This is a genomic window from Comamonas sp. HJ-2 (genome assembly GCF_053615495.1).
Window position 1 is genome coordinate 107671 of sequence record NZ_JBSIFD010000015.1, and the last position, 21914, is coordinate 129584.

The following is a 21914-nucleotide window of genomic DNA, read 5'->3' on the forward strand; positions in this document are numbered from 1 at the left end:
GAGGCGCGTATGACGACCCAGGAGCAACGCAAGAACAACCTGAGGCTGGGGCTGATCCTGGCCTCCACGGCTGTCGTGTTCTTTATCGGATTTGTGGTGAAGATGGCCTGGCTGCATTGAGGCAGCCCGATGGCAACCGAGTGGAGGAGCTTGAGGTGAGCATAGCCAAGGAAAACGCGAAGATGGTGGGCAAATTGGCGATCGTTGCCCTGGGCATGTTTGCGTTTGGCTATGTGCTCATTCCCATCTACAAGCATATCTGCGAGCTGACGGGCATCAACATCCTGTCGCTGTCTGAAAAGCAGGTGCCCGGCGCCGGCGTGGCGGGCCGCGACGTGAAGCTTCCGCCCAACAGCCAGATCGACACCAGCCGCACCATCACCGTGGAGTTCGATGCCAATGCTCGCGGTCCCTGGGACTTCAAGCCGGCCATGCGTTCGGTGCAGGTTCACCCCGGCGAGCTGGCCACGGTGATGTATGAGTTCCAGAACGTGCAGAACCGGCGCATGGCCGCGCAGGCCATCCCCAGCTATGCACCGCGCCAGGCCACGGCCTTCTTCAACAAGCTGGAGTGCTTCTGCTTTTCGCAGTACACGCTGGAGCCCGGCGAGAAGCGTGAGTGGCCGGTGGCCTTCGTCATCGATCCGCGCATCTCCAAGGATGTGAAGACCATCACGCTGTCCTACACCTTCTTCGAGGTGGGCGGCAAGACCCCTGCAGCGCCCGATGCCAGCACGGCGGCAGTCGTCACGCCCGGAGGCAGCTCATGACACAGGACGTCAAGAAGACCGGATTCTGGCGCAGCATTGTGGCCGTCGCCTGGGCCATGCTGGGCGTGCGCAAGGGCAAGGAGTACGAAAAGGATTTCGCCAGCATCACGCCGCTGCATGTGATTGCCGTGGGGCTGGTGGCGATTTTTGCCTTGGTATTAGCGTTGATATGGATCGTCAACCTGGTCGTTTAGCCTTGGCTGAAACAGGTGTGGCGAATGCAGTGCAAGTGATAGTGGAGCGTCGGTCAAAACAACGATCAACAGAGTCAGGAGCCGAGTGATGAGTGCAACCCCGCAGGGCGCAACCCCTTACTACTATGTGCCAGCCGAATCCAGCCATCCCGTGATGGCGGCCATCGGTCTGTTCTTTGTGATCCTGGGCGCAGGCACCTGGATCAATGGTCACGAATGGGGAATGTATTCCCTGTTCGTCGGTCTGGTCTGGTGGCTGGCCGTGCTGTTCGTCTGGTTCCGCGATGCAGCGCGCGAAAGCGAGGCCGGGCTCAACAGCCGCAAGATCGACCTGTCCTACCGCTGGAGCATGAGCTGGTTCATCTTCTCTGAGGTGATGTTCTTCGGCGCCTTCTTCACTGCGCTGTGGTGGGCTCGCGCGCACTCGGTGCCGGCGCTGGGCAGCCTGGCCAACGAGCTGCTGTGGCCCAACTTTCAGTCCGTGTGGCCCAGCGTTGCCCCCGGTGCCACGGCGTCGCCCGCGAATATTGTCGAGCCCTTCAAGACCGTGGGTCCGTTCTGGCTGCCCACCATCAACACGGCGCTGCTGCTGAGCTCGGGCGTGACGCTGACCATCGCCCACCATGCGCTGCAGGTCAACAACCGCGCGCGCTGCATCAGCTTCATGTGGATGACGGTGATTCTGGGTTTCGTCTTCCTCTGCGTGCAGGGCTACGAATACCACCATCTCTACAACGACTACAACCTCAAGCTCAACTCGGGCGTTTTCGGCTCCACCTTCTACATGCTGACGGGCTTTCACGGCTTCCACGTGCTGGTGGGCATGCTGATGCTGTTCTTCATCACCATCCGCCTGATGAAGGGCGACTTTAGCGACAAGCACCACTTCGGCTTCGAAGGCGCGGCCTGGTACTGGCACTTTGTGGACGTGGTCTGGGTCTTTCTCTACATCCTCGTGTACTGGATGTAAGACATTCAAAAATAGAAGCGTCTTGCGCATGACCCACATAGAATTCAGCATCAAAAAATGCTGAATTCTATGAATGGCAAGCGCAAGGCGCTTTTATTTTTGGAGCGTTATCCAGCGCGGCGCAAAGCGGTCTATTGCCCGGGCTGCCAGCCCGTGGGCTGTATCCATCCCATCTTGGCCGCCAGCAGAACGCAGAGAAACAGCGCAACCGACAAAGCCACGCGCAGGGCCAGGGCGCGAAACATCTTGCGGCTGCGCTCGGCGTCGTCGGCCTCCGAGCTTTCGCTGTCGTCGCCCCTGCGCATCATGAAGAACAGCGCACTGCCGAGACTCGCCAAGATGGCGAGAAAGGCGAGAATGATCACGAATTTCATGAACGGATTATCTGGTGCGCATTTCCCGATTTCCAGACCTCTGGCGGTTTCTACTGATTTCTGCGGCGGCCTTGATCTGCGTGGCCGCCACAGCATCGCTGGGCTTTTGGCAACTGGGCCGGGCAGCGCAGAAGCAGGCCATCTTTGATGCCATCATGCGCCAACAGGCGCTGGAGCCCTGGCATAACGCACAACTGGCAGCAGAAGTGCCGCTGGCATCCGAATCCATCGGCCAAGCGCAACAGGCGACGCTGCTGCATCGACCCGTGCAACTGCAGGGCCAGTGGCTGGCCGAGCAGACCATCTTTCTCGACAACCGGCAGATGCAGGGCCGCGCCGGCTTCTATGTGCTCACGCCTTTCAGACTGAGTGCGCCTCACGGGCACAGGGTTGTCGTCGTGCAGCGTGGCTGGGCACCACGCAACTTCATGGACCGCGCGCTCCTGCCCGAGGTGCAGACGCCTGCAGGCCTGGTCAGCATCGAGGGCAGGCTGGAGGCACCGCCGTCCAGGCTGATGGAGCTGGAAGCGGCCCATGGCGGGGCAGACCCTGATGAGCAAAAGTCGCGCATCCGACAGAATGCAGACATTGCCCTGTGGGCGCAGCAAGGCGGCTTGCCGCTGCTGGCGCTGAGCGTGGTGCAAAGCGGCAGCGCCAGCGAAGGCTTGCTGCGCGACTGGCCGCAGATCAATGCCGGTGTGCAAAAGCACTACGGCTATGCTTTTCAGTGGTTCGGACTCAGTGTCTTGGTGGTGTTGCTCTATGTCTGGTTTCAACTCGTCCGACGCTTTTACCCCGGCCGCCGCGCAGCGCAGCCCGAGGGATGAACCGCTGAGCTTTGCGGTCCACGGCCTGCCCGATCCCGCACAGAGCCAGGCGCGCAGCGGTCGCTGGAAGATGCTGGCCGTGCTGCTGGTCTGTGCGGCGCCGGTGCTGGCCTCCTACTTCACCTACTACGTGTTGCGTCCTTCGCAGCAGCGCAGCTATGGCGAGCTGATTGCCGAGCAGCCCGGTCTGCCCGAGGTACAGGCCAATACGCTGGACGGACGCAGCGTGAATCTGAGCAGCCTCAAGGGCCAGTGGTTGCTGCTCAGCACCAGTGCCGGGGACTGCGGGCAACGCTGTCAGGATCATCTCTATCTGCAGCGCCAGCTGCGTGAAACCCTGGGCCGTGAAAAAGACCGGCTGGACTGGGTCTGGCTCATCAGCGACCAGCAGCCTGTGCCTGAAAAAATCCTGCCTGCTGCCGAGCAAGCCACAACGCTGCGTGTGCCCGCTACAGTCATCGGCAACTGGCTCAAGCCCGAGGCGGGACATGCGCTGGACGAGCATCTGTATGTGGTCGATCCGCAGGGTCACTGGATGATGCGCTTTCCTGCAAACATGGACAAAGCCACGGCCGGCAAGGCCAAGCGCGATCTGGAGCGGCTGCTGCGCGCCTCTGCCTCTTGGGATGAGGCCGGGCGAGCCACGGCCGAAACGGCGCAGAAATAGCTGTTGAAACCCGCGGTAGCCGGCTCTCGCAAGCGCTATCAGCGATCTGAATCATGGTCAGCGAGGAGGGCCGCATGCAGGCAGAAATCTCGGATTTGAAAGACGCGGTTCCGGCAGCAGGAGCGGCTGCTTCGCGCTGGGCACAGTATTACGCGCTGACCAAGCCCAAGGTGGTGCAGCTCATCGTCTTTTGCGCCTTCATCGGCATGGTGCTGGCCGTGCCTGGCGCTCCCGGCTGGCAGGACTGGGGTCGCATGCTGGTGGCATGTGCAGGCATCTGGCTGGTGGCCGCGGCGGCAGCGGCCTTCAACTGCCTGGTCGAGCGCAGCATCGATGCGCGCATGAAGCGCACGGCCTGGCGCCCCACGGCGCGCGGCGAGCTCTCGCATTCCCAGGCCTTGCTGTTTTCGGCCTTGCTGTGCGCCGCAGGGGCCGCCATCTTGCTGCTGGCCGTGAACGCGCTCACGCTATGGCTGACGCTGGCCACCTTCATCGGCTACGCCGTGATTTACACCCTGGTGCTCAAGCCATTGACGCCCCAGAACATCGTCATCGGCGGGGCATCGGGTGCCATGCCGCCTGTTCTGGGCTGGGCGGCGATGACGGGACAGGTAGGGCATGAAGCCCTGCTGCTTTTTCTCATCATCTTTCTCTGGACGCCGCCGCATTTCTGGGCGCTGGCGCTGTACCGAGTGGAGGACTACCGGCGCGCCGGTCTGCCCATGCTGCCGGTCACGCATGGCAATGCCTTCACGCGGCTGCAGGTGTTTCTCTATACCCTGGTGCTGTTCGCCGGCTGTCTGCTGCCTTTTGTGGTGGGAATGAGCGGCTATCTCTACCTTTTTGCCGCAGTGATTCTGGGGTTGGGCTTTTGCGGTTATGGTTGGGCACTGCTGCGCAACTACTCGGATGCGCTGGCACGCAAGACCTTCCGCTTTTCCCTGATCCATCTGAGCCTGCTGTTTGCCGCGCTGCTGGTGGATCATTACCTGGCCTGACCGATCATGGATAAACGAGGTGCGCTGCGCGTACTCGGCGCTTTAGGCGCCGCAACACTGGCCGGTGCGGCCACATTGACATTGACTGGCTGCAAGGACGATAGCAAGCCCAAGTTTCAGGGCGTGGATGTGACGGGGGCAGACTATGCCAAGGACATTCCTCTCACCGATGTCCACGGAAAAAAGCGCAGTCTCAAGGACTTCTCGGGCAAGGTGGTGGCCGTGTTCTTCGGTTACACCCAGTGTCCTGATGTCTGCCCCACCACGCTGCAGGAACTGCTTGAAGTCAAGCAGGCGCTGGGCGCCGATGGCGACAAGCTGCAGGCCGTGTTTGTGTCCCTGGATCCCGAGCGTGATACGCCTGAGGTACTCAAGGCCTACCTGGCCAACTTCGACGAGAGCTTTGTGGGACTCAGCGGTACGGCTGACGAGATTGCTGCCGTGGCCAAGGATTTCAAGATTTTCTTCAAGAAGGTGCCAGGCAAGGTTGAAGGAACTTACACCCTCGATCATTCGGCCGGTACCTATCTTTTCGATCCCCAGGGCCGCTTGCGCGTGTACGAGCGCTACGGCGCGGGGCCCCAGTTGCTGACTCAGGACGTGAAGGCACTGCTGGGCTGAAGCTGTCGCGACCAGCAGCATTGGTCTCGGATTCTGAAATTTATTGTTACATGTTGGTGTTTGATATAGCGCAAGGAGAGCGTGCGATCTCGCGCGCATAGTGAGCGACTTCAAACACTTGGCAAGGCTCGATCCGGCTTCCTAGAGTTGGGCATGCAGGCCGTTGATGCAGCATGGGGAGTGGCTGCACGCAGGGACGCCAGAGTGGATATCTGGAGTCCGTGTATGGCCGAATGCCCTTTTTCTTCAATGCTCAAACCGGTGTCTGAACCAGCGCTGGCGGACTGCCAGCGCCGGTTGCGGCTGGCCATGTCGGCCTGGCAGGAGGGGGTGAGTCTTTCCGCCATGCTGAGCCGGCGTGAGCAGCAGGCGCTGGATGCCGCTCCGGACGGCATTTTGCTGGTGGATCGTGACGGGAACATCGTGACGGCCAATGCTGCCATGCAGGCCATTTCAGGCTACGGGCGCGGCGAGCTCGAAGGGCAGGCGCTGGACACGCTGCTGCCGCCCGAGTTTCAGGCCGGGCATGGCCATTACCTGCGCAGCTACTTCGCCCAGCCATCGCGCCGGCCCATGGGGCTGGGTGGCGTGCTGTGGCTGCAGCGCAAGCAGGGCAATGCCGTGCCGGTGGACATTGCTCTTGGCTATTTTGGCGATGACGACAAAGGTCTGGCCATAGCCTTTGTGCGTGATGTGACGGAGTTGCATCAGATGCAGCAACGCCTGAAGTTCCAGGCCACCAAGGACACCTTGACTGGCCTCAATAATCGCTGGCAATTCGGCCAGGAGCTGCAGGAGCAACTCAAGCTGGCGCAGGCCGACGGCGAAGCACTGGCCCTGCTGCAACTTGATCTCGACAACTTCAAGGCCATCAATGACGGCTACGGCCATGCCGCAGGCGATCAGCTGCTGCGGGAGGTCGCCAGGCGGCTGAAATCCCAGCTGCGCAGCGAGGGCGTGCTGGCACGCCTGGGTGGCGACGAATTCATGGTGCTGCTGGTGGGTGAGAATGCGGCCCGGGCCCGCTTCTGGAGCGAGCAGATACTGGCGGCGCTCTCCATCCCCTTCAAGCATGACGGGCTGGCACTGGATTTTGGTGCCAGCGTGGGCATTGCCCTTTATCCCGACGATGCGCAGACCGGCGACGACCTGATGCGCTTCGCCGATATGGCCATGTACAGCGCCAAGGGCCAGGGGCGCGGCCATGCGGTGTTTTTCGAACCCGCCATGGGCAAGGAAATGGCCGAACGCGTGCAACTGGCCGAGCGCTTGCGCATGGCGCTCAGCTATGGTGGCTTGCAACTGCACTACCAGCCTCAGGTCAAGGTCGAGAGCGCCGCTGTGGTGGCTGTGGAAGCCTTGCTGCGCTGGCATGATCCCTTGCTGGGCAATGTCAGTCCGGCGCGCTTTATTCCGGTGGCCGAGGCCTCGGGCCAGATCGTGGCTCTGGGCAACTATGTGCTCGACGCAGCCTGCAAGCAGATCGCTTTGTGGCTCAAGGCCGGTACGCCGTTGCGGGTAGCGGTCAATCTTTCTGCCTATCAACTGCGGCAGGTGAATCTGGTCGAGCAGGTCAGCAGCTGTCTGCAGCGCTATCAGGTACCGCCGCAATGGCTGGAGCTGGAAGTGACCGAATCCCAGGCCATGATCAATCCCGCTCAGGGGAGCGAAGTGCTGCAGGGGCTGGCTCGGTTGGGAGTGACGATTGCGCTGGATGATTTCGGCACCGGCCATTCGTCATTGGCCTATCTTCAATATCTGCCGCTGCAGCGCGTCAAGCTGGGGCGGGAGTTCCTGTTTCCCTCGCCTTGTCGTGACAGGTTGATGGGCGGCATTGTGCATATGGCCCATGCACTGGATCTGGAGGTGGTGGCCGAAGGCGTCGAAGAACTCGATCAGTTGCAGCTGCTGCGCGACATCGGCTGCGAGTTTTTCCAGGGTTGGCTGCATTCGCGCGCCATGCCCGCCGAGCAGGTGCGGGACTGGCTGGCAGTGGTTTGACGGGATTAGCGTGGCTGCTGCTTCCAGTCAGGCTCGGGAAAATGCTCGTTGGATGCGGTGACGATCAGGTCCAGCACCGGCTTGCCTTCTTCGTTGAAGCGCACTCCGGGGCCCCAACGCGCCTGTTGGCGCTGGCCCGAGAACCAGAACAGCTTGCGCTCCCAGCTGCCGGGCTTGGGCGCCTTGCGGTTGGCCTGAATCAGGTGCTCCTGTATGCGTTGCAGGCCTGCTGTGAGACGCCACGGAGCCAGTTGCAGAAGAGCATCTCGCAGTTCTTGCGCCCAGGGCTCTGGCGCGGGCGAGAAGCGCTGAAATGACTGGCCTGCTGCTAGTCTTCGCACGCGTTCGTGCAGCTCGATGCCATACAGTGCGCAGGCCTCGCTGATCCTGCCTTGCGCCATCAGCTGGCGTGCCTTGCGCTCCAGCTCAGAGTCCTTGGGGGTGTCTGCTGACGACCACAGCCAGCGGGCATCGCTCCATTGATGGCGGCAGTTGTAGAGAAACTCGGACGATAGAAGCAATTGCCAGCGGGGCATCTTTGACTGCATCACCGATCGAACCATCAGGCAGGGCTGGCGCTTGCGTGTGGCGGGGCCATAGGCCGCGAGTATGGCGGTGGTGCGCGCCGCAAGTCGTCCGCGATCATCGCGTGGCCAGGATTGAAGCAGGCGCACGGGGTCGATGGCCGCCACATCGGCCTGCAGCTGTTCGAGCGCCGGCCCGGCATCGGCAAGCGTGTCCAGCATGCCGAGGTTCAGATCCTGATCCATCGCAGGTACACAGGCTTCAGTCTCGTCGGTATATGGACTGCGGGCCATGGCCTGGATGGTGACCTGCGTCGGCGCTGCATCAGGCGCTGTGCGCCACTCATGCAGCAGCTGTGCAAAGCGCCCGGGGTTGCAGCTGACTTCATGGTGTATGACTTCACCGGCCGCATCGCGCAGCGTGATCCAGGCATGCAGCCTGTGCTCGGCGCCCAACTGCATGGCCTCCTCATACCTGGTGGCCGAGAAAGCGCCGTTGCCACCGTGGTGCACAAAGAATTCGACATCCATGGAGCCGGCTGCTGCGCTGCTGCTGATGCGTGTTCTGGCCGCGTCCTTGTGTTCGGCCTGGCAATCCGGAAGCTGCAGCCATTGCTGCGAAATCTGGGCAATCAAGTCTTGCATGAAGAAGGTGGAAAAGCGCCTGAGCTGCGTCAGTCGTCAAAAAGACCGATGTAGCTCAGTCCGTTGTAGAGCTTGTCAGGATCGGTGATCGTCTCGCAGGGGTCGGCATAGACAAACATGGCGTTGGCCGTGTGAATGCCTTGGGCCTCGCAGGCCTGCACGATGAGCGCGAGCGATGCGTCGGAGTCCAGCGTGCTTTGTCCCGCGATGGCGGCGACAGGGACCGGCTCGGGCAGCCAGATCACCAGCAGCAGGTCTTCGTCGAACAGAAATTTTCTGCCCAGGTCCTGGCAGAAACCGCAACCCGTGACATCTTCGCTGCTGCCCTCGATGTCTTCGACTTCCAGATCCCAGTAACTGTCTGCATGTTCAAAGTAGCGGGCAAATTCCGGCTCGCCCAGCGGCGTATTGCCGATCCAGAAATGCAATGCGGAAAAAGGCGCGGGCGGCGGTGTCGGACCCAGCTCCTCGACCCAGTCGAACAGGGTTCCGGACTTGAGGCGGTGGCGCTTTTCCAGTTCCGGAAAGCCGCCGCCGGGTGTGCGGTTCAGCGCTTCGTCCACCAGAGCCTTGCGAAATGCCAGCGAATAGGTCTTGCCGGATTTGTTTTCAGATTTCATTGGACGGGTCCGTAGTGCATGACCACCAGCTTGTTCAAAGGCTCCGGGTAGTCCCAGAAGGCTTCTTCCAGTTCCTGCAACTGCTCATGCTCGGCGTCCGTCAGCAGTGCAGGCAGATCGGAGAAGTCCACATTTTCTGATGTCTCCTCGAAGCGCTTGAGTACCGCAAACATGTCTTGCAGACATTGATGCGTGAGGGGAGCGCCTATGGCCTGCAGAGCCTGCAGGGTGAGCTGATGGTTCTCCACTCCCCAGTTGCCCAGAAACTGCAGAAAGCCGCCGTTGTTGATATCGGCTTCCATGCGCCACAGAGCCACCAGTTCACGCTGGACCGGAGATATCCGGGTGATGTCCCATTGGGCGGCGAGCAGCGCGCCCATAGCCTGGTTGTAGAGACTGTCCTGATCCAGGTCCCAGACGCTGACCATGCCTTCGGGAGATGGCTGCCACAGCGCCGGCCAGTTCAGACCGTGATCCTCGTCGGTCAGAACCCAGTGCAGCCTTTGATCGGGCGCGGAGCTTTCCAGGCGGATATGCCGTTTGATGGGCTCGGCCAGTTCACGTCCATCCGCTAGTGCCAGCCAGATGGTCTGCTCGTCGATGCGAACGCCTGTGATGCGATTGCTTCGTGGGTCCATGGTTCAGCTTTGTGCGGCGGTCTGATCCATCACCGTCTCGGCGGCCCGGTGCATCTTGGCCAGCTCGCGCGCGGGAATGGGGTGCTCGCCATTGGCCATGCGTGTCAGCAGCGAGTGCAGCATCTCGGTGGACAGGCCGTGCAGCACCAGGCGGTAGGCCGCATACAGGGTGGACAGCGGCACCATGGGGTGCTTGTTGTTGAGCAGCACCAGATGCTCGGGCGAGGCCAGGATCTTGGCGCAGTAGATGGCAACGGTTTCGTCGAGCTGCAGCGAGTTGCTGGCGCGCCAGAAGTCGTTGTCGGTCAGCAGCAACTGGTAGATGGGCGTGTACAGCTCGATGGCGCTTTGCAGGTCGATGACGTTGAAGCGCCCGCGCGGCATGTCTTCGAGCCTGAGATCGGGCTCGCGGATCATGGAGAAATCGGGCTCGGCCACGGGCACCAGTTCCTGCCCGTTCTCGCGCAGAGCCTTGTTCAGGCGGATTACGAAGTTGAAGAGGTTGAGGTCGTGCTTGAGAAACAACTCGTCCTTCACATCGTCGATTTCCATGGGCATCAATGGCGCGGTGCTGACTTTGGTCGGGGCATTGGCGGCGACGAAGGCCAGTACCTGGGAGCCCAGATGAAAGTGGCGCATGATGAGCCAGTTGGCCTCTGGCGAGAGAAACTTCTTCATGCCGAAGGCCAGCAGGCGGTGCAGCAGCATGGAGTGCGACCAGCGCTTGGGCAGAAAGATCTTCAGCGCCTGAATGATGATCATGGACAGCCGCGCCAGCGGCCGCATGGCCGGCAGAAAGAACTGGCGCGAGCTGCTGCTGCAGTCGCGCAGCCAGGCGGCCTTGACGTCATCGGGCAAAGGTGTGCTCTGGTCGAGGTAGAGCGCCAGCCAGGGACTGGGGTCGCGCTCGTCCCAGACATGGTCGTTGAACTCGTTCTTCATGAATCCTCCCGGTGCTTCTTGCTGTTTCTAGTTATCGCTCGGTCAGCACATGTTGGAACTGCATCAGGTACATGGCGGCCGTGTTGCGTGCGGTCTGCAGTATGGCCTGCTGGGCCGTGCCTTCGCTGTCCAGCTCCAGCGCCATCTGCACGGCCAGCAGCCAGCGCTCCAGGTGGTTCTCGTCGTTGGCACCGTGGTATTCTAGAAAGCGGAAGGCATCGGGCGGCAGCGGCAGGCTCTGGCGTAGCAGGGGCAGCAGGCTGGGAACGATGCGCTGGCCCGTGCCTTCGATGATGTAGATGGCGCCCAGCAGGCCGATCGGGTTGGGCGTGGCAGCCAGGCTGTGCAGATAGGCATTGAGCGCTTCGCCGCCGGGGTTGCGGCGCAGGCGGTTGATGTCGGTCTCGGTGCCGCCGGCCTTCAGATAGTCGCTGTGCAGAATCTTGAAGTCGTTCTGCTCCTCGCCTGCATGCAGGTCGATCAGCGAGGCCAGCGTGGCGTAGTCACCGGTCAGCGAGGCCGCGCCTTCGCGCATCCACAGACTGCCTTCGCGTACCTGGGGAATCCAGTGGCTCATCCAGCGCAGATAGTCGGTGATCTGCAACTGGCGCGTGCGCATGCGCTGGAGCAGGGGCGTGCGCCAGACATTGCTGCGGTAATCCTGCCAGATGCTGGCCAGCTCTGTCAGCAGCGGAGCCAGCTGCGATGGCGCTGCAGCTGGGTCATGGGGCGCGGCGATGGTCGAAACATCGGGAAGCGCGTCATCTGCTTGCGTCGTAGTGTGCACGGATTTCTGAGGGAAATTGGCCTCAATCACTTTGTGTGTCTGCGTGTCAAGCTCTACTTCCCATAGCATGTAGCCTGCGGTGAAGCGGCCCGACTCGGGGATGAAGCAGAGTACGGTGTCGCCGGCTTTCAGGCTCTGGCCCTGTTTTTGCAGAAACTCCGACAGCATGATGAAGATGGACGCTGCACCCGTGTTGCCGCGCCATGCCAGATTGCTCCACCAGCGCTCGCGTGGAATGCTGAGCTGGGCCTTGCCCAGCAGCTCGTCGACCACAGGGATGAAGCGCTCCGACGAATAGTGGCAGAGAAAGTGGTCTATGCCGCGCTCGGGCACCCAGCCTTGGTGGGCCAGGGCTGCATATTCGTGAATGCAGACATCGAACAGATGCGGCAGCAGGCGAATGTCCTGGCGCAGTGCCAGAGCGCCTGCGGCCTCGGCATCGCTCCAGGCAGGGAAGTCCAGATGGCTTTTGCCGCGATCGGCCGTCATGCCCAACTGCATGCACACGGGGTAGTCGCCGGCAAAGCTGCGCTGGTGCGTCCACTTGAGCTTGAGGCGCAGTCCGTTGGCCTGGGGCAGGGCCTTGGGGCCGCCCAGCAACACGGCGCCCGCGCCGTCGGACAGCATCCAGCGCAGAAAGTGGGCGTCGAAATCGGTGTCATAGCCCTGGGCTGCAAAGCGCGAGCGCTTGAAAAGGCGCGAGGGCATTTCGCTGGCCACCGACAGGGCCAGCGCATGGGCGCCGCTCTCCACGGCCATGGCTGCGGCTTGCATGGCCCCCACACTGGCGGCGCAGACCCCATGCACAGAAAGAGTTTCCATGGGCGGGGCGGCCATTTCGCCCTGAATCATGCTGGCAAAGCCGGGCATCAGCGCGTCCCCCCCCGAGGAACCGCTGGACAGAAAGCCGACATCGCCGAGCTTTTTGCCGGCCAGGGCCAGGGTCTCCTCGATGGCGCCGGCAGCCATGCGGGCGTTGCTGAACACCGTCTGGCCTTCGCCATCAATGGCGTAGTGGCGGGTCTGGATGCCGTTTTCGGCCAGGATGCGGCGCTTGATGCGCTCGGAGATGCGGTTCAGCGGTGCTACAAACGCATCCATGCCAGCGTTGTCCACCGGGGCACCAGGCAGAAACATGCCGGCAGATTGCAGATAGACCTTGGAATAGGCAACAGGCATAGATCCTCAACAGGTTTTTACTTCACAGCGTCGGGCGGCATCTGCGGCTGGGTTCTTGCCGCGGGCCAGACCAGACCCAATACAAACACGCGTCCCATATAAGGCAGCAGGCCACCTTCGTTCAATGCAGGTGTGACCCGTTGGCGGTAAATGCGCTCATGCAGCCCGCTCAGTTCGGACCAGTGGGCATGCGGGCATTCATGGTGCGCGGTGTGCAGGCCAATATTAAAAAGCAGGGGGTTGACCAGGCCTTCAAAGTTGCGCGCGTAGTTCAGCTCGATACCTGGAGTATTGCGCTGCGCTCTGGTCATCGGCCGGCCATCGGCGTGGGCATGCTGCAGATAGTTGGTAGCCAGCAGCCAGTGCAGGCCGTGCAACTGGGGAAGAATGATGAAGATCAACGCCTTTTGCCAGTCCAGCCAGAGAAAGAAGCTCCAGCTTCCCAGCCACAGCGTGTATTGCCCCATGCAGTAGCGAAAGGCGCCAGGCCAGTGACGGTGCAGATTGTTCAGCCAGCGAAAGAACAGCGGGTACAGCACAAGAGCCGCCTGCACCGGGTGAATCAGGTAGCCCCAAAGATGGTTGGTATCGCCACCCCATTCTGGCCGGTAGGTGCGCGCCAGATCGCGCGGTCCATGGCGAAATCGATGGTGATTGGCCACATGGGCGGGCCAGAACACAAAGGTGGGGTGGCCTTGAAGCAGGGTCAGCCAGTAATCGGTGAAGCGGTTGGTCCAGCGCCCCCACCACATGCGCACATGGGTGTGGTTGTGATGAATCACGCCGACTCCCAATGTCAGAAACAGCTCGATGCTGTAGAGAATGAAGCTGAAGCCATGCCTCCACTGCCACCACACGAGCAGCGGCAGCAGAATCATGTAGAAGACGGATTGCCAGTCCCGCCAGTGACGCAGGACTGGATACCGGCGCTGGCCTGGGTGCCTGCTCATTCAGTGACTGGAGCTTTTGGGGGTGTTGTCTGCGACCCGCGTGCGCATGAGCTGGTCCATGAAGGCCAGCGCAAAGCCATAGTTGCCTGCCGGGCGCGCGTGGTGCAGATGGTGACGGCGGCTGGCGGCCAGTGGATGGGTATCTGAGACTGAGGGGAAAAAATCGTAGTTGGAGTGGCCGATCAGATTCAGGATCAGACTCAGCACCGGCACCGAGGCCAGCGACCAGAAGTAGAAGTCATGCACCAGCATGGGCAGCAAGATGATGTTGCCCAGCATCAGCGCCTCGATGGGGTGAAAGCTGTAGGTGGACCAGGGCGTGGTCACCACGGAGCGATGATGGTCGCCGTGATAGCGCACCAGGCGGCGCGTGTGCAGCAGGCGGTGGTTGATCCAGAAGTGCACATCGTTCCAGATCAGCAGCGCAAAGATCTCCACAACGATGCGTCCAGCACTGGCGGTGGGCGAGAGCTGGGCCCAGCCCAGTTGCAGCAAGCCCCAGGGGACGATCATGCCTATGCCGAAGATCAGTATGGAATGAAAGGACTGGCGCCATTCACGTTGCAACTGGTCGGGCTTGAGCGGACGTATATCCAGTGGCTTACCAATACCGGCACGGGCAAGAGATGCCGTCAGAGCGCCCATGAGCAGGCCGCCCAGAAGATAAATACCCCCGAAAAAAACCAGGCCCAATGCCATGACTTGCCAGGCATTGAGCTGCGTGAACCAGGTACCAGCGTCCATGAAGGCTCCAAAAGCGGTGGCGCTGCCCCAGATACAACAATGCGCCCGACGGCATAGCGTAAACCCATGCCTGTCGGGCGCATGATAAAGGACGCCGCAGTAGCTCTCGTTGATACCCGAAGTAGCTTCAGCGTGTGGGATGGAGGAAAACTGGCGCACGTCATCTGCGTGACTGCGAGCAAGCGCCGCCGCGCGGCGAGGCTGTCTTCCCCCTCGGGGGAAGCCGCAAAGCGGCTCAGGGGGCGTGTTTACTGCGCCGTGATGCCCTGCTCGCGAATGATGGTGCCCAGCGCCTTCACATCCTGCTGGATGCGGTTGCTCAGGCCTTCGGGCGAGCTGCCCACGGCTTGCCAGCCTTGCATGGACAGCTTCTGGCGCATCTCGGGCGTACGCACGATCTCGCTGACGGCAGCCGCCAGTTTGTCCACATGGGCCTTGGGCATGGACCTGGGCGCAGCCACGGCGTTCCAGATTTCCAGATCAAAGTTGTTGACGCCGAGCTCTTTGAGGCTGGGAAGGCCGGGAGCCAGCGGGCTGCGTGCTGCAGAGGTTACGCCAATGCCGTGCAGCTTGCCGGCCTGAATCTGTGCCATGGCCAGTGCCGGAGGGAGCATGGACAGCTTCAAATCGCCGCCCTGAATGCCGTTGAACACTTGGGGATAGCCGGTATAGGGCACGTGCACGGCCTTGATGGCCGAGCGGCTCTTGAGCAGTTCCATGCCCAGATGGCCCACGGTACCGACACCGGGCGAGCCATAGCTCCATTTGTCGCCAGCCTTGGCGGCCGCTTCCATAAAGGCCTTGCCTTGTGGGGCCGACGCAGGGGCTACCAGTACCAGCGGAGCCACGCCGATCAGGCTCACGGGCTGCAGGTCCTTGATGGGGTCATAGCGCACGGCAGGGTTGAGCATCTTGGCAATGGTCATATTGCCGTTGATCATCACGCTGAAGGTGTAGCCATCAGCCTTGGCGACATATTCGCCGGCGATATTGCCGCCGGCTCCCACGCGGTTTTCCACGATGATGGTCTGACCCAGCTTCTTCTCCAATGGCTCGGCCAATGCGCGGGCTGTCAGGTCGGGCGAGGAGCCTGCGGGGAAGCCCACGATCAGATGAAGGGGCTTGTCGGGCCAGTTGTCGGCTGCCAGGACGGCCGGAGCCATTGCTGTCGCCACCATGGCGACTCCTGCCGCAACCAGGCTGCGGCGGGACAGGTTCTTCAAGATGTGCGAAGTGCGAATAGGCATGGCAGGTCTCTTTTGAATTCTTGATAGGCGATCGGTGTGCATGAGAACATGCATCAATGCCGAAAAATAAAAAACCCGGAAATTATCCGGGTTTGAGGTTCAGCATTTCAGCCTTTTAAAGGCTTGGAGCGCAAGTTGGCGTTTACGCAAACTCGGCCAGCGCTTTTTTCATCTTTTTCATGGCGGCTACCTCAATTTGGCGAATGCGCTCGGCGCTCACACCGTATTCGGCAGCCAGCTCATGCAGCGTCATGCCGCCAGAGCCGTCGTCATTGACCTTGAGCCAGCGCTCTTCAACGATGCGGCGGCTGCGGTCATCCAGTCCCTCCAGGGCCATGACCAGACCATCGGTCGCCAGATGATCGCGCTGACGCGATTCAAGCATGGCGGTAGGCTCGTGGCTGGCATCAGCCAGGTAGGCGATGGGGCCGAAGGCCTGCTCTCCGTCGTCGCTGGGAGAAGGATCCAGCAGCACATCGCCGCCGGCCAGACGGGTTTCCATCTCGATGACTTCCTCGCGCTTGACGTTGAGCTTGGCAGCAACCGCGTCAATTTCGTTCGAGGTCAGCGTCTCGCGCAGGGCCAGCTCTTCGTCCGCCATGGCAGCATCGGACTTCAGGTCATGCTTCATCGAGCGCAGATTGAAGAACAGCTTGCGTTGGGCCTTGGTCGTGGCGACCTTGACCATGCGCCAGTTCTTCAGAATGTACTCGTGGATTTCCGCCTTGATCCAGTGCATGGCGTAGCTGACCAGACGCACGCCCTGATCGGGGTCGAATCGTTTGACAGCCTTCATCAGGCCCACATTGCCTTCCTGAATCAGGTCGCCGTGAGGCAGACCATAGCCCAGGTACTGGCGCGAGATGGAGACGACCAGACGCAGGTGGGACATCACCAGACGCCCGGCGGCGTCCAGATCATTGTGTTCTTTGAGCTTGCGAGCGTAGTCCTGCTCTTCCTCAAGGGTGAGCATTGGCATACGATTGACCGCCGAGATATAGGCATCCAGGTTGCCCAGCGGAGGTACCAGCGCCCAGGGGTTCGCGGGCGCCAAGGCAGTAGCAATGGAGCCGGAGGCAGTTTTCATTGCAGGTTTCCTTTCTTCCATGATCTTCATATTAGCACTCCGTTAGAGAGAGTGCTAAAGACAAAGTTCCCACAGCTTTTGTTGGTTTTTGACGGTTCAGGCGGCTCGTGTCGATTCGTGGTGTCGATTCTTCTTGAGTTTTGTACTTTTCTCACTGAGTTTTGTACTGCTTTGAAGCCAGAGCGACTGCATAACCATATGATTTGATTGGTGAAATTATTAATTTCACAAGTTTCTCTCATCTGGGGTTGATTATTTTTTAGGCGAATTCTTCAAAAAATCCGGAATTTATTAACATGTTAATCTGTTATTCCGTGCTCCCCTAGTTGGCCTTTGTGCAGACTCGGCTGTGCCAGGCTGCCAGCAGGCAGGAGCTGATACCCATGCAGCCTCGCACGATGCGCGTCTCATGCTGCGCCTTTCGAATTCTGCAGTTTTTGCCGCTAAGGATTAGGTGGTTTTTTGAGGGCTACCAAGTCGTAGAACCGGTGTTGAACAAGTTAGTTGCCCATGCGTTTGCAACGACGCTTGTCGCGCATAACTAGCTAGATCTCAGTCACGTTGAGCTGTAGTAGCCGCAGACTAGATGTCGGCTACGGTTCAATGCGTGTACCGGCAACATTGCTCTTCTGTAGCAAATGCTCGCTATCAGTGAGCCGACAGCCTCGATCATTGATTGACTGAGAAGATGAGCGACATTGGCTACCGCGCTCGCTCCCTGACAGGCTCACATTTCGGCTAGAGGCAGTCGGCCAGCCCTTTTTTGCAGTTGGCGGCTTTAGGCTGTGAGCGGTCTGTCACCGAACGGCAGACTTGATGGGCAGAGCCACCAACCTGAGGTACCCGTTCGCGTCGGCCAGCACTCGACCCGTTGCTGTCGTTCGAGCCTCCACCTGCAATGCCTCCTGTGCAGCGATTGCTGCTGCTCATGGCTGCATCGTGACCTATCGGTCACCGCTCCATAGCAGCTATCCGAAGATCGATGCTGGCGAATTCTCAACGACGGGTTTCAGTTGAGTAGCGGACAGTGGATGTTAGTTGCAGGCCGATTGGTTGCTGGAAGTCTGCTGTCATTTGACACAGACATGATGTTGCGACCCAAAGCAGAAATTCACTCAAGTTATGCCGAAGGCAGTTAGCTGATCCGTACAGCGCTGAACATAGCTCGATAGTCCCTGGGGGCTAGGCCTAGTTTGGCGCGAAAGTGATGCCTAAGGACCTGGACACTGCCGAATCCAACCCGTGCAGCAATGTCCTCGACCGGCATTGCACTGCCCTCGAGAAGGCGTTGGGCTTCTGTCACCCGCTCAGCGATCAGCCATTGGCCTGGGGGTACACCTGTCGCCCTGATGAAATGGCGCAGGAAAGACCTGGGACTCATCAGCACGCTCTGCGCCATCCGATCAACTGTCCAGTCGCCTTGAAGATCCGCACGCATCTGTTCCAGCATGTCCGAGAGCCGATTGAGCCGGTCCGGCTGCACGGGGCGTTCGATGAACTGAGCTTGCCCACCGCTGCGATGGGGAGGCATCACCAAGCGCCGGGCGACGCTGTTGGCGGCTTTCACGCCGAAGTCTCCTCGCACGATATGCAGCATCAAATCTATACCCGCGGCGCTTCCCGCCGAAGTCAGAATACGGTCTTCTTCGACATAGAGCACGCTGGCATCGACTTCGATTGCGGGGTGCCGCTGGCTCAGCGTCTCGGCATAGCGCCAGTGCGTTGCTGCCCTTCGCCCGTCCAACAGGCCCGTTGCGGCCAGCACGAAGGCTCCAGAGCATATTGAGGCCAACCGGGCGCCGCGCTCCCAGGCTAGGCGCAAGCGTCGCACAAGCTTCTGTGGTACCGGTACATGTGGGCCTTTCCATCCGGGCATCACGATCAGATCCGCACGCTCTAGCAAATCGGCTTGACCATCAGCCATGACATGCAGGCCGCCATGAGCCCGCAGTAAGCCAGGCTCGACTGCCGCACTGGCAAAGCGGTACCAGCCAGGGCCCATCTCCGGACGCGCCAGACCGAAAACCTCTGCCACGATGGAGAACTCGAAGGTGCATAGGCCATCGTAGACTGGGGCCACAACCAGCGGGCCGCTGGTGGCCTCGGTGATTGGCGTAATCTTTTCGGTAGATGTCATATGCGCCAATTGTGACTCGACTGGACTCTCGGCACGATAAGCATCACTGCCACAAACACAGTCTTCTTTGTTATGACCTTCTCCAGCACCCATGTAACCGCAAGTCCCGCTGCGAAGCCGCCCATTGCCATCGCTCATTTCGCTGCTGAATTCAGTTTCGAGACCGATTGTTGGGATGTGCATGACGGGCTTCTAAAGGGCCCCGATTTCGTGCTCCTCGACGTACGCTCGCCGGCACTGTTCTCCCAGGGCCATGTGCCAGGGGCAATCAATTTGCCTCATGGGAAGATCGTCGAAAGCAAGTTGGCGGCTTGGCCAGAAGAGACCCTATTCGTCACCTACTGCGCAGGGCCCCATTGCAACGGCGCGGCACGCGGTGCCTTGCGTCTGGCAAGACTGGGGCGGCCCGTGAAAATAATGGCTGGCGGTATTACTGGTTGGCTCGATGAAGGGTTTGAACTGAATAGGACAATGCTCGAAGACCCGTCCGCCTAACGCGTTGGCTTCCCGCTTCAGAAGACAGCCCTGGAGGAATGGGGGCCAACCGCTAGTGACTGTGGATTCAACGGGTTGCGGCCGTCGCTGTTCGAAACCCAATCAGTCACCTCTTTTCAATGAGGTCGACCATAGCTTTCACCTTCGCAGTTCCACTCAAAATTCCGCAAGTGGATTGGGCTGCGCGGAGTTCTCCAAACCGCCTTTTCAATTGGGCTGTGAGGCGGTTGTCGGGGCACCTACCGAGCTTCTCGGCGCTAGATTTGAAACGCAGATCGCTTTAGAGAGGCGAAAGAGAATTTTGATGAAGAAGATCGCAGTACAAGCCCTTAGAGCTCCGAGTTTTTGACACTCTCAAAAACCCTGATCTCTTACGTGATGGATGTCGCGCACCTGAGTTGATGTGTCACGCTCAATTCGCTGAAAAATCGAGAACACTTGATCGGAACATAGGTTTGTACCGCTGAACGCAATGGGTCGCTTGCAACAGTCCAGTGCGTGCTCAGTGGTTCACATGGAGGGTGAGCAAGCGGTTCTTCAGATATTCAGCGACAGGACTAAGCACACGCTCTCGCTTCTGTATCAGGCCTAAAGTCCGCCACAACTGAGGCTCAATGAGTGGCACACCGCAGACCTTAGGATTGCACTCAGGCAGAGCAAGCTGCGGGATGGCTGCCATTCCCAAACCTGCTTCGACAAGAGCCAGAGCCCCAGTTACGTGATTGCATTCGTACCAAGCCATTGGCTGCTCAGGCAGGCCTGCCATGACTTGGTCCAAAAGCAGTCGATTGCTGCTCTGGTGCGATACGGATACGAGGCGCACTCCGGCAAGCTCTGACCATGCTACCTCTGAGCGGCATGCCCAAGCATGACTTCGCAGCATTGCCAACACATATCGCTCGCGTGCCAAAGTCTCGAACTGAATTCCTGGTTCCTGGCTTCCCGTGAAACTGAGCCCGAAATCGGCTTGCCCCCTAACCACGGCATCCAGGACATGGCTCGCATTCTCGTCAATGACATGAACGTGCACATCCGGGTACTCATCGGCAAAGGTGCGCAATGCATATGGCAAAAGATGGTTTGCCACTGAAGGAATGCAAGCCACGGTCACCAATCCTCGGCGAGTCAGCGACTGATCGCTGATGCGCTGCGCTGCTGTCTCGAGGCTCTCCAGCGCTGCGCGCGCCTCAGTCAGAAATTCCTGACCAATCGCGGTCAACTGGACATGCCTGGTGGTCCGCTCAAGCAGCTTGGCTCCAAGTGCTTCCTCCAGGCGCTCCACCCTGCGACTCAACGCCGGGGCAGACAAACAAAGACGTTCCGCAGCTACACGAAAGCTTGAATTCTCTGCCGTGGCAACAAACGCCTGTAGTTCGGCAATATCGAATTTAATGCGCTGCATGCAACAGTTTAATCATATATTGCAATTCACGGAATAGTCCTGGATATTTACCATCGCCGCTTGCACAGAGTTGATAACGACTCGATCAGGAGACAACATGCAACGACGCCCTCTCATACTGGCTGCCGCATTGGCCGCCTGCCTGCCGCTCGCCAGTGCCAATGCCCAGGATTTCCCCCCAAAAAGACCGGTCACCATGGTTGTCGGCTTTGCCGCAGGCGGTTCGGCCGATATCGCGGCACGCATTATTGCCAAGAAACTCGGTGAAAACATTGGCCAGAGCGTGGTCGTGGATAACAAGCCTGGTGCCGGCGGCAATCTGGCGCATGCCCAGGTTGCCCATGGACCTACCGATGGCTCTGTCTTGCTGTTCGGCTCGATCGGCCCTTTGAGCATCTCGCCGCACTTCATGAAGGTGAGCTACGACCCGCTCAAGGATCTCGCACCAATCACTATGGGCGTGACCTTTCCCAACGTTCTGGTGGTGCCTGCAAGCAAAGGCATCAAAACCCTAGGCGAGTTTGTGGCTGCTGCCAAGCGTGAACCGGGCAAACTGGACTTTGCTTCTACGGGCCCTGGATCAGCGGCCCACTTGGCCGGCGAACTGCTTAACGACATTGCAAAGATCGACACGGTTCACATTCCCTATAAGGGCGGAGCCCCCGCGTTACAGGATGTCCTGGGCGGACGCGTCAGCTCCTTCTATGCAGCACCACCCACAGCGCTGCCGCATATCGAGTCGGGCAAGCTCATTCCGTTGGCAACCACCGGACTGACACGGCCAGCCTACCTGCCCAATGTGCCCACCGTCGCAGAGACCTATCCAGGCTTTAACGCCACTAACTGGTATGCGTTCGTTGCGCCAGGTAAAACACCCAAGCCGCTACTGGACAGATGGAATGTCGAACTCGTGAAGGTGTTGAACGCTCCTGACGTGCGAGCAAACCTGCTTAAACACGGTCAAACCGCAGCTCCAACATCACGAGAAGATTTGGCCAAATTCATTTCGACAGAAAATGAGAAATGGAGCCGCATCATCCGTGATCGAAAAATAACGGCGGATTGACTGAAAGGTATATCCACACGAATCGCCGA

Annotated in this window: 23 protein-coding genes; 11 read left to right on the forward strand and 12 right to left on the reverse strand. The window is 60.0% G+C overall.

Features of this window, described 5'->3' with window-relative positions; all coding sequences use genetic code 11:
- Positions 1–9 precede the first annotated feature (9 nt).
- From ACWGXF_RS14120 to ACWGXF_RS14135, 4 genes are all read left to right on the forward strand, one after another.
- Positions 10–120, forward strand: coding sequence for a cytochrome oxidase small assembly protein (locus ACWGXF_RS14120; RefSeq protein WP_003071272.1), 111 nt, complete (start codon positions 10–12; stop codon positions 118–120).
- A 35-nt stretch (positions 121–155) separates the two neighbouring features.
- Entirely contained in the window at positions 156–770 is a 615-nt protein-coding gene (locus tag ACWGXF_RS14125; protein WP_034353987.1) for a cytochrome c oxidase assembly protein, read from the forward strand.
- Positions 767–964, forward strand: coding sequence for a DUF2970 domain-containing protein (locus tag ACWGXF_RS14130; protein ID WP_003071276.1), 198 nt, complete (start codon positions 767–769; stop codon positions 962–964). The genes ACWGXF_RS14125 and ACWGXF_RS14130 overlap by 4 nt, the downstream gene beginning before the upstream one ends.
- Positions 965–1052: 88 nt before the next feature.
- The gene (locus ACWGXF_RS14135) at positions 1053–1934 is read left to right on the forward strand and encodes a cytochrome c oxidase subunit 3 (RefSeq protein WP_012839691.1); all 882 of its coding nucleotides are present in this window, start codon (positions 1053–1055) and stop codon (positions 1932–1934) included.
- A gap of 131 nt (positions 1935–2065) precedes the next feature.
- On the opposite strand, the gene ACWGXF_RS14140 is transcribed toward ACWGXF_RS14135, so the two are convergent.
- Positions 2066–2308: a twin transmembrane helix small protein gene (locus ACWGXF_RS14140; RefSeq protein WP_041744308.1), complete on the reverse strand. Its 243-nt coding sequence runs from the start codon at positions 2306–2308 to the stop codon at positions 2066–2068.
- Between the two features lie 14 nt (positions 2309–2322).
- On the opposite strand from ACWGXF_RS14140, the gene ACWGXF_RS14145 reads away from it, so the two are divergent.
- From ACWGXF_RS14145 to ACWGXF_RS14165, 5 genes are all read left to right on the forward strand, one after another.
- Entirely contained in the window at positions 2323–3135 is an 813-nt protein-coding gene (locus tag ACWGXF_RS14145; RefSeq protein WP_452102053.1) for an SURF1 family protein, read from the forward strand.
- Positions 3071–3802 (forward strand): thioredoxin domain-containing protein, encoded by a 732-nt coding sequence (locus ACWGXF_RS14150; RefSeq protein ID WP_081007735.1) that lies wholly within the window; start codon positions 3071–3073, stop codon positions 3800–3802. Before ACWGXF_RS14145 ends, ACWGXF_RS14150 begins: the two co-directional genes overlap by 65 nt.
- 74 nt (positions 3803–3876) lie before the next feature.
- Complete coding sequence (gene cyoE, locus ACWGXF_RS14155; protein WP_046461867.1) at positions 3877–4800, forward strand: heme o synthase; 924 nt, start codon at positions 3877–3879, stop codon at positions 4798–4800.
- A gap of 6 nt (positions 4801–4806) precedes the next feature.
- The gene (locus ACWGXF_RS14160) at positions 4807–5421 is read left to right on the forward strand and encodes an SCO family protein (protein ID WP_039050833.1); all 615 of its coding nucleotides are present in this window, start codon (positions 4807–4809) and stop codon (positions 5419–5421) included.
- A gap of 225 nt (positions 5422–5646) precedes the next feature.
- The gene (locus tag ACWGXF_RS14165; RefSeq protein WP_003071294.1) at positions 5647–7422 is read left to right on the forward strand and encodes a putative bifunctional diguanylate cyclase/phosphodiesterase; all 1776 of its coding nucleotides are present in this window, start codon (positions 5647–5649) and stop codon (positions 7420–7422) included.
- Between the two features lie 5 nt (positions 7423–7427).
- Here the strand turns inward: ACWGXF_RS14165 and ACWGXF_RS14170 are convergent, their stop codons facing one another.
- From ACWGXF_RS14170 to ftrA, 10 genes are all read right to left on the reverse strand, one after another.
- The gene (locus tag ACWGXF_RS14170; protein WP_256628507.1) at positions 7428–8591 is read right to left on the reverse strand and encodes a hypothetical protein; all 1164 of its coding nucleotides are present in this window, start codon (positions 8589–8591) and stop codon (positions 7428–7430) included.
- 29 nt (positions 8592–8620) lie between these two features.
- Positions 8621–9211, reverse strand: a complete 591-nt coding sequence (locus ACWGXF_RS14175; protein WP_054074869.1) for an immunity 22 family protein — start codon at positions 9209–9211, stop codon at positions 8621–8623.
- On the reverse strand, positions 9208–9849 hold the full coding sequence (locus tag ACWGXF_RS14180) for a DMP19 family protein (RefSeq protein ID WP_256628506.1): 642 nt from the start codon (positions 9847–9849) through the stop codon (positions 9208–9210). The genes ACWGXF_RS14175 and ACWGXF_RS14180 overlap by 4 nt, the downstream gene beginning before the upstream one ends.
- A gap of 3 nt (positions 9850–9852) precedes the next feature.
- Positions 9853–10791 (reverse strand): DUF6999 family protein, encoded by a 939-nt coding sequence (locus tag ACWGXF_RS14185; protein WP_003051817.1) that lies wholly within the window; start codon positions 10789–10791, stop codon positions 9853–9855.
- A 31-nt stretch (positions 10792–10822) separates the two neighbouring features.
- On the reverse strand, positions 10823–12757 hold the full coding sequence (locus ACWGXF_RS14190; protein ID WP_202788444.1) for an iron-containing redox enzyme family protein: 1935 nt from the start codon (positions 12755–12757) through the stop codon (positions 10823–10825).
- A gap of 17 nt (positions 12758–12774) precedes the next feature.
- Positions 12775–13707 (reverse strand): fatty acid desaturase, encoded by a 933-nt coding sequence (locus ACWGXF_RS14195; protein WP_039050828.1) that lies wholly within the window; start codon positions 13705–13707, stop codon positions 12775–12777.
- Positions 13708–14451 (reverse strand): sterol desaturase family protein, encoded by a 744-nt coding sequence (locus tag ACWGXF_RS14200; RefSeq protein ID WP_012839678.1) that lies wholly within the window; start codon positions 14449–14451, stop codon positions 13708–13710.
- Between the two features lie 248 nt (positions 14452–14699).
- On the reverse strand, positions 14700–15698 hold the full coding sequence (locus ACWGXF_RS14205) for a Bug family tripartite tricarboxylate transporter substrate binding protein (protein ID WP_012839677.1): 999 nt from the start codon (positions 15696–15698) through the stop codon (positions 14700–14702).
- Between the two features lie 142 nt (positions 15699–15840).
- Positions 15841–16785 carry an RNA polymerase sigma factor RpoH gene (gene rpoH / locus ACWGXF_RS14210; RefSeq protein WP_003071304.1) on the reverse strand — a complete coding sequence of 315 codons (945 nt, stop codon included), beginning with the start codon at positions 16783–16785 and terminating at the stop codon, positions 15841–15843.
- A 1135-nt stretch (positions 16786–17920) separates the two neighbouring features.
- Complete coding sequence (gene ftrA, locus ACWGXF_RS14215) at positions 17921–18922, reverse strand: transcriptional regulator FtrA (protein WP_237734859.1); 1002 nt, start codon at positions 18920–18922, stop codon at positions 17921–17923.
- Positions 18923–18994: 72 nt separating this feature from the next.
- On the opposite strand from ftrA, the gene ACWGXF_RS14220 reads away from it, so the two are divergent.
- Positions 18995–19417, forward strand: coding sequence for a rhodanese-like domain-containing protein (locus tag ACWGXF_RS14220; protein ID WP_202788446.1), 423 nt, complete (start codon positions 18995–18997; stop codon positions 19415–19417).
- 502 nt (positions 19418–19919) lie between these two features.
- Here ACWGXF_RS14220 and ACWGXF_RS14225 read toward each other — a convergent pair.
- Positions 19920–20819 (reverse strand): LysR family transcriptional regulator, encoded by a 900-nt coding sequence (locus ACWGXF_RS14225; protein WP_202788447.1) that lies wholly within the window; start codon positions 20817–20819, stop codon positions 19920–19922.
- 97 nt (positions 20820–20916) lie between these two features.
- Here ACWGXF_RS14225 and ACWGXF_RS14230 point away from each other — a divergent pair, with 97 nt between their 5' ends.
- Positions 20917–21885 (forward strand): Bug family tripartite tricarboxylate transporter substrate binding protein, encoded by a 969-nt coding sequence (locus tag ACWGXF_RS14230; protein ID WP_087864477.1) that lies wholly within the window; start codon positions 20917–20919, stop codon positions 21883–21885.
- Positions 21886–21914 lie beyond the last annotated feature (29 nt).

Bases quoted from the DNA above. Each gene is read 5' to 3' on its own strand.
- ACWGXF_RS14195 (WP_039050828.1), bottom strand. From the start codon at position 13,707: ATGAGCAGGCACCCAGGCCAGCGCCGGTATCCAGTCCTGCGTCACTGG.
- ACWGXF_RS14175 (WP_054074869.1), bottom strand. From the start codon at position 9,211: ATGAAATCTGAAAACAAATCCGGCAAGACCTATTCGCTGGCATTTCGC.
- ACWGXF_RS14180 (WP_256628506.1), bottom strand. From the start codon at position 9,849: ATGGACCCACGAAGCAATCGCATCACAGGCGTTCGCATCGACGAGCAG.
- ACWGXF_RS14130 (WP_003071276.1), top strand. From the start codon at position 767: ATGACACAGGACGTCAAGAAGACCGGATTCTGGCGCAGCATTGTGGCC.
- ACWGXF_RS14140 (WP_041744308.1), bottom strand. From the start codon at position 2,308: ATGAAATTCGTGATCATTCTCGCCTTTCTCGCCATCTTGGCGAGTCTC.
- ACWGXF_RS14135 (WP_012839691.1), top strand. From the start codon at position 1,053: ATGAGTGCAACCCCGCAGGGCGCAACCCCTTACTACTATGTGCCAGCC.
- cyoE (WP_046461867.1), top strand. From the start codon at position 3,877: ATGCAGGCAGAAATCTCGGATTTGAAAGACGCGGTTCCGGCAGCAGGA.
- ACWGXF_RS14160 (WP_039050833.1), top strand. From the start codon at position 4,807: ATGGATAAACGAGGTGCGCTGCGCGTACTCGGCGCTTTAGGCGCCGCA.
- ACWGXF_RS14205 (WP_012839677.1), bottom strand. From the start codon at position 15,698: ATGCCTATTCGCACTTCGCACATCTTGAAGAACCTGTCCCGCCGCAGC.
- ftrA (WP_237734859.1), bottom strand. From the start codon at position 18,922: ATGACATCTACCGAAAAGATTACGCCAATCACCGAGGCCACCAGCGGC.
- ACWGXF_RS14120 (WP_003071272.1), top strand. From the start codon at position 10: ATGACGACCCAGGAGCAACGCAAGAACAACCTGAGGCTGGGGCTGATC.
- ACWGXF_RS14150 (WP_081007735.1), top strand. From the start codon at position 3,071: ATGTCTGGTTTCAACTCGTCCGACGCTTTTACCCCGGCCGCCGCGCAG.
- ACWGXF_RS14200 (WP_012839678.1), bottom strand. From the start codon at position 14,451: ATGGACGCTGGTACCTGGTTCACGCAGCTCAATGCCTGGCAAGTCATG.
- ACWGXF_RS14225 (WP_202788447.1), bottom strand. From the start codon at position 20,819: ATGCAGCGCATTAAATTCGATATTGCCGAACTACAGGCGTTTGTTGCC.
- rpoH (WP_003071304.1), bottom strand. From the start codon at position 16,785: ATGAAAACTGCCTCCGGCTCCATTGCTACTGCCTTGGCGCCCGCGAAC.
- ACWGXF_RS14165 (WP_003071294.1), top strand. From the start codon at position 5,647: ATGGCCGAATGCCCTTTTTCTTCAATGCTCAAACCGGTGTCTGAACCA.
- ACWGXF_RS14170 (WP_256628507.1), bottom strand. From the start codon at position 8,591: ATGCAAGACTTGATTGCCCAGATTTCGCAGCAATGGCTGCAGCTTCCG.
- ACWGXF_RS14190 (WP_202788444.1), bottom strand. From the start codon at position 12,757: ATGCCTGTTGCCTATTCCAAGGTCTATCTGCAATCTGCCGGCATGTTT.
- ACWGXF_RS14185 (WP_003051817.1), bottom strand. From the start codon at position 10,791: ATGAAGAACGAGTTCAACGACCATGTCTGGGACGAGCGCGACCCCAGT.
- ACWGXF_RS14230 (WP_087864477.1), top strand. From the start codon at position 20,917: ATGCAACGACGCCCTCTCATACTGGCTGCCGCATTGGCCGCCTGCCTG.
- ACWGXF_RS14220 (WP_202788446.1), top strand. From the start codon at position 18,995: ATGACCTTCTCCAGCACCCATGTAACCGCAAGTCCCGCTGCGAAGCCG.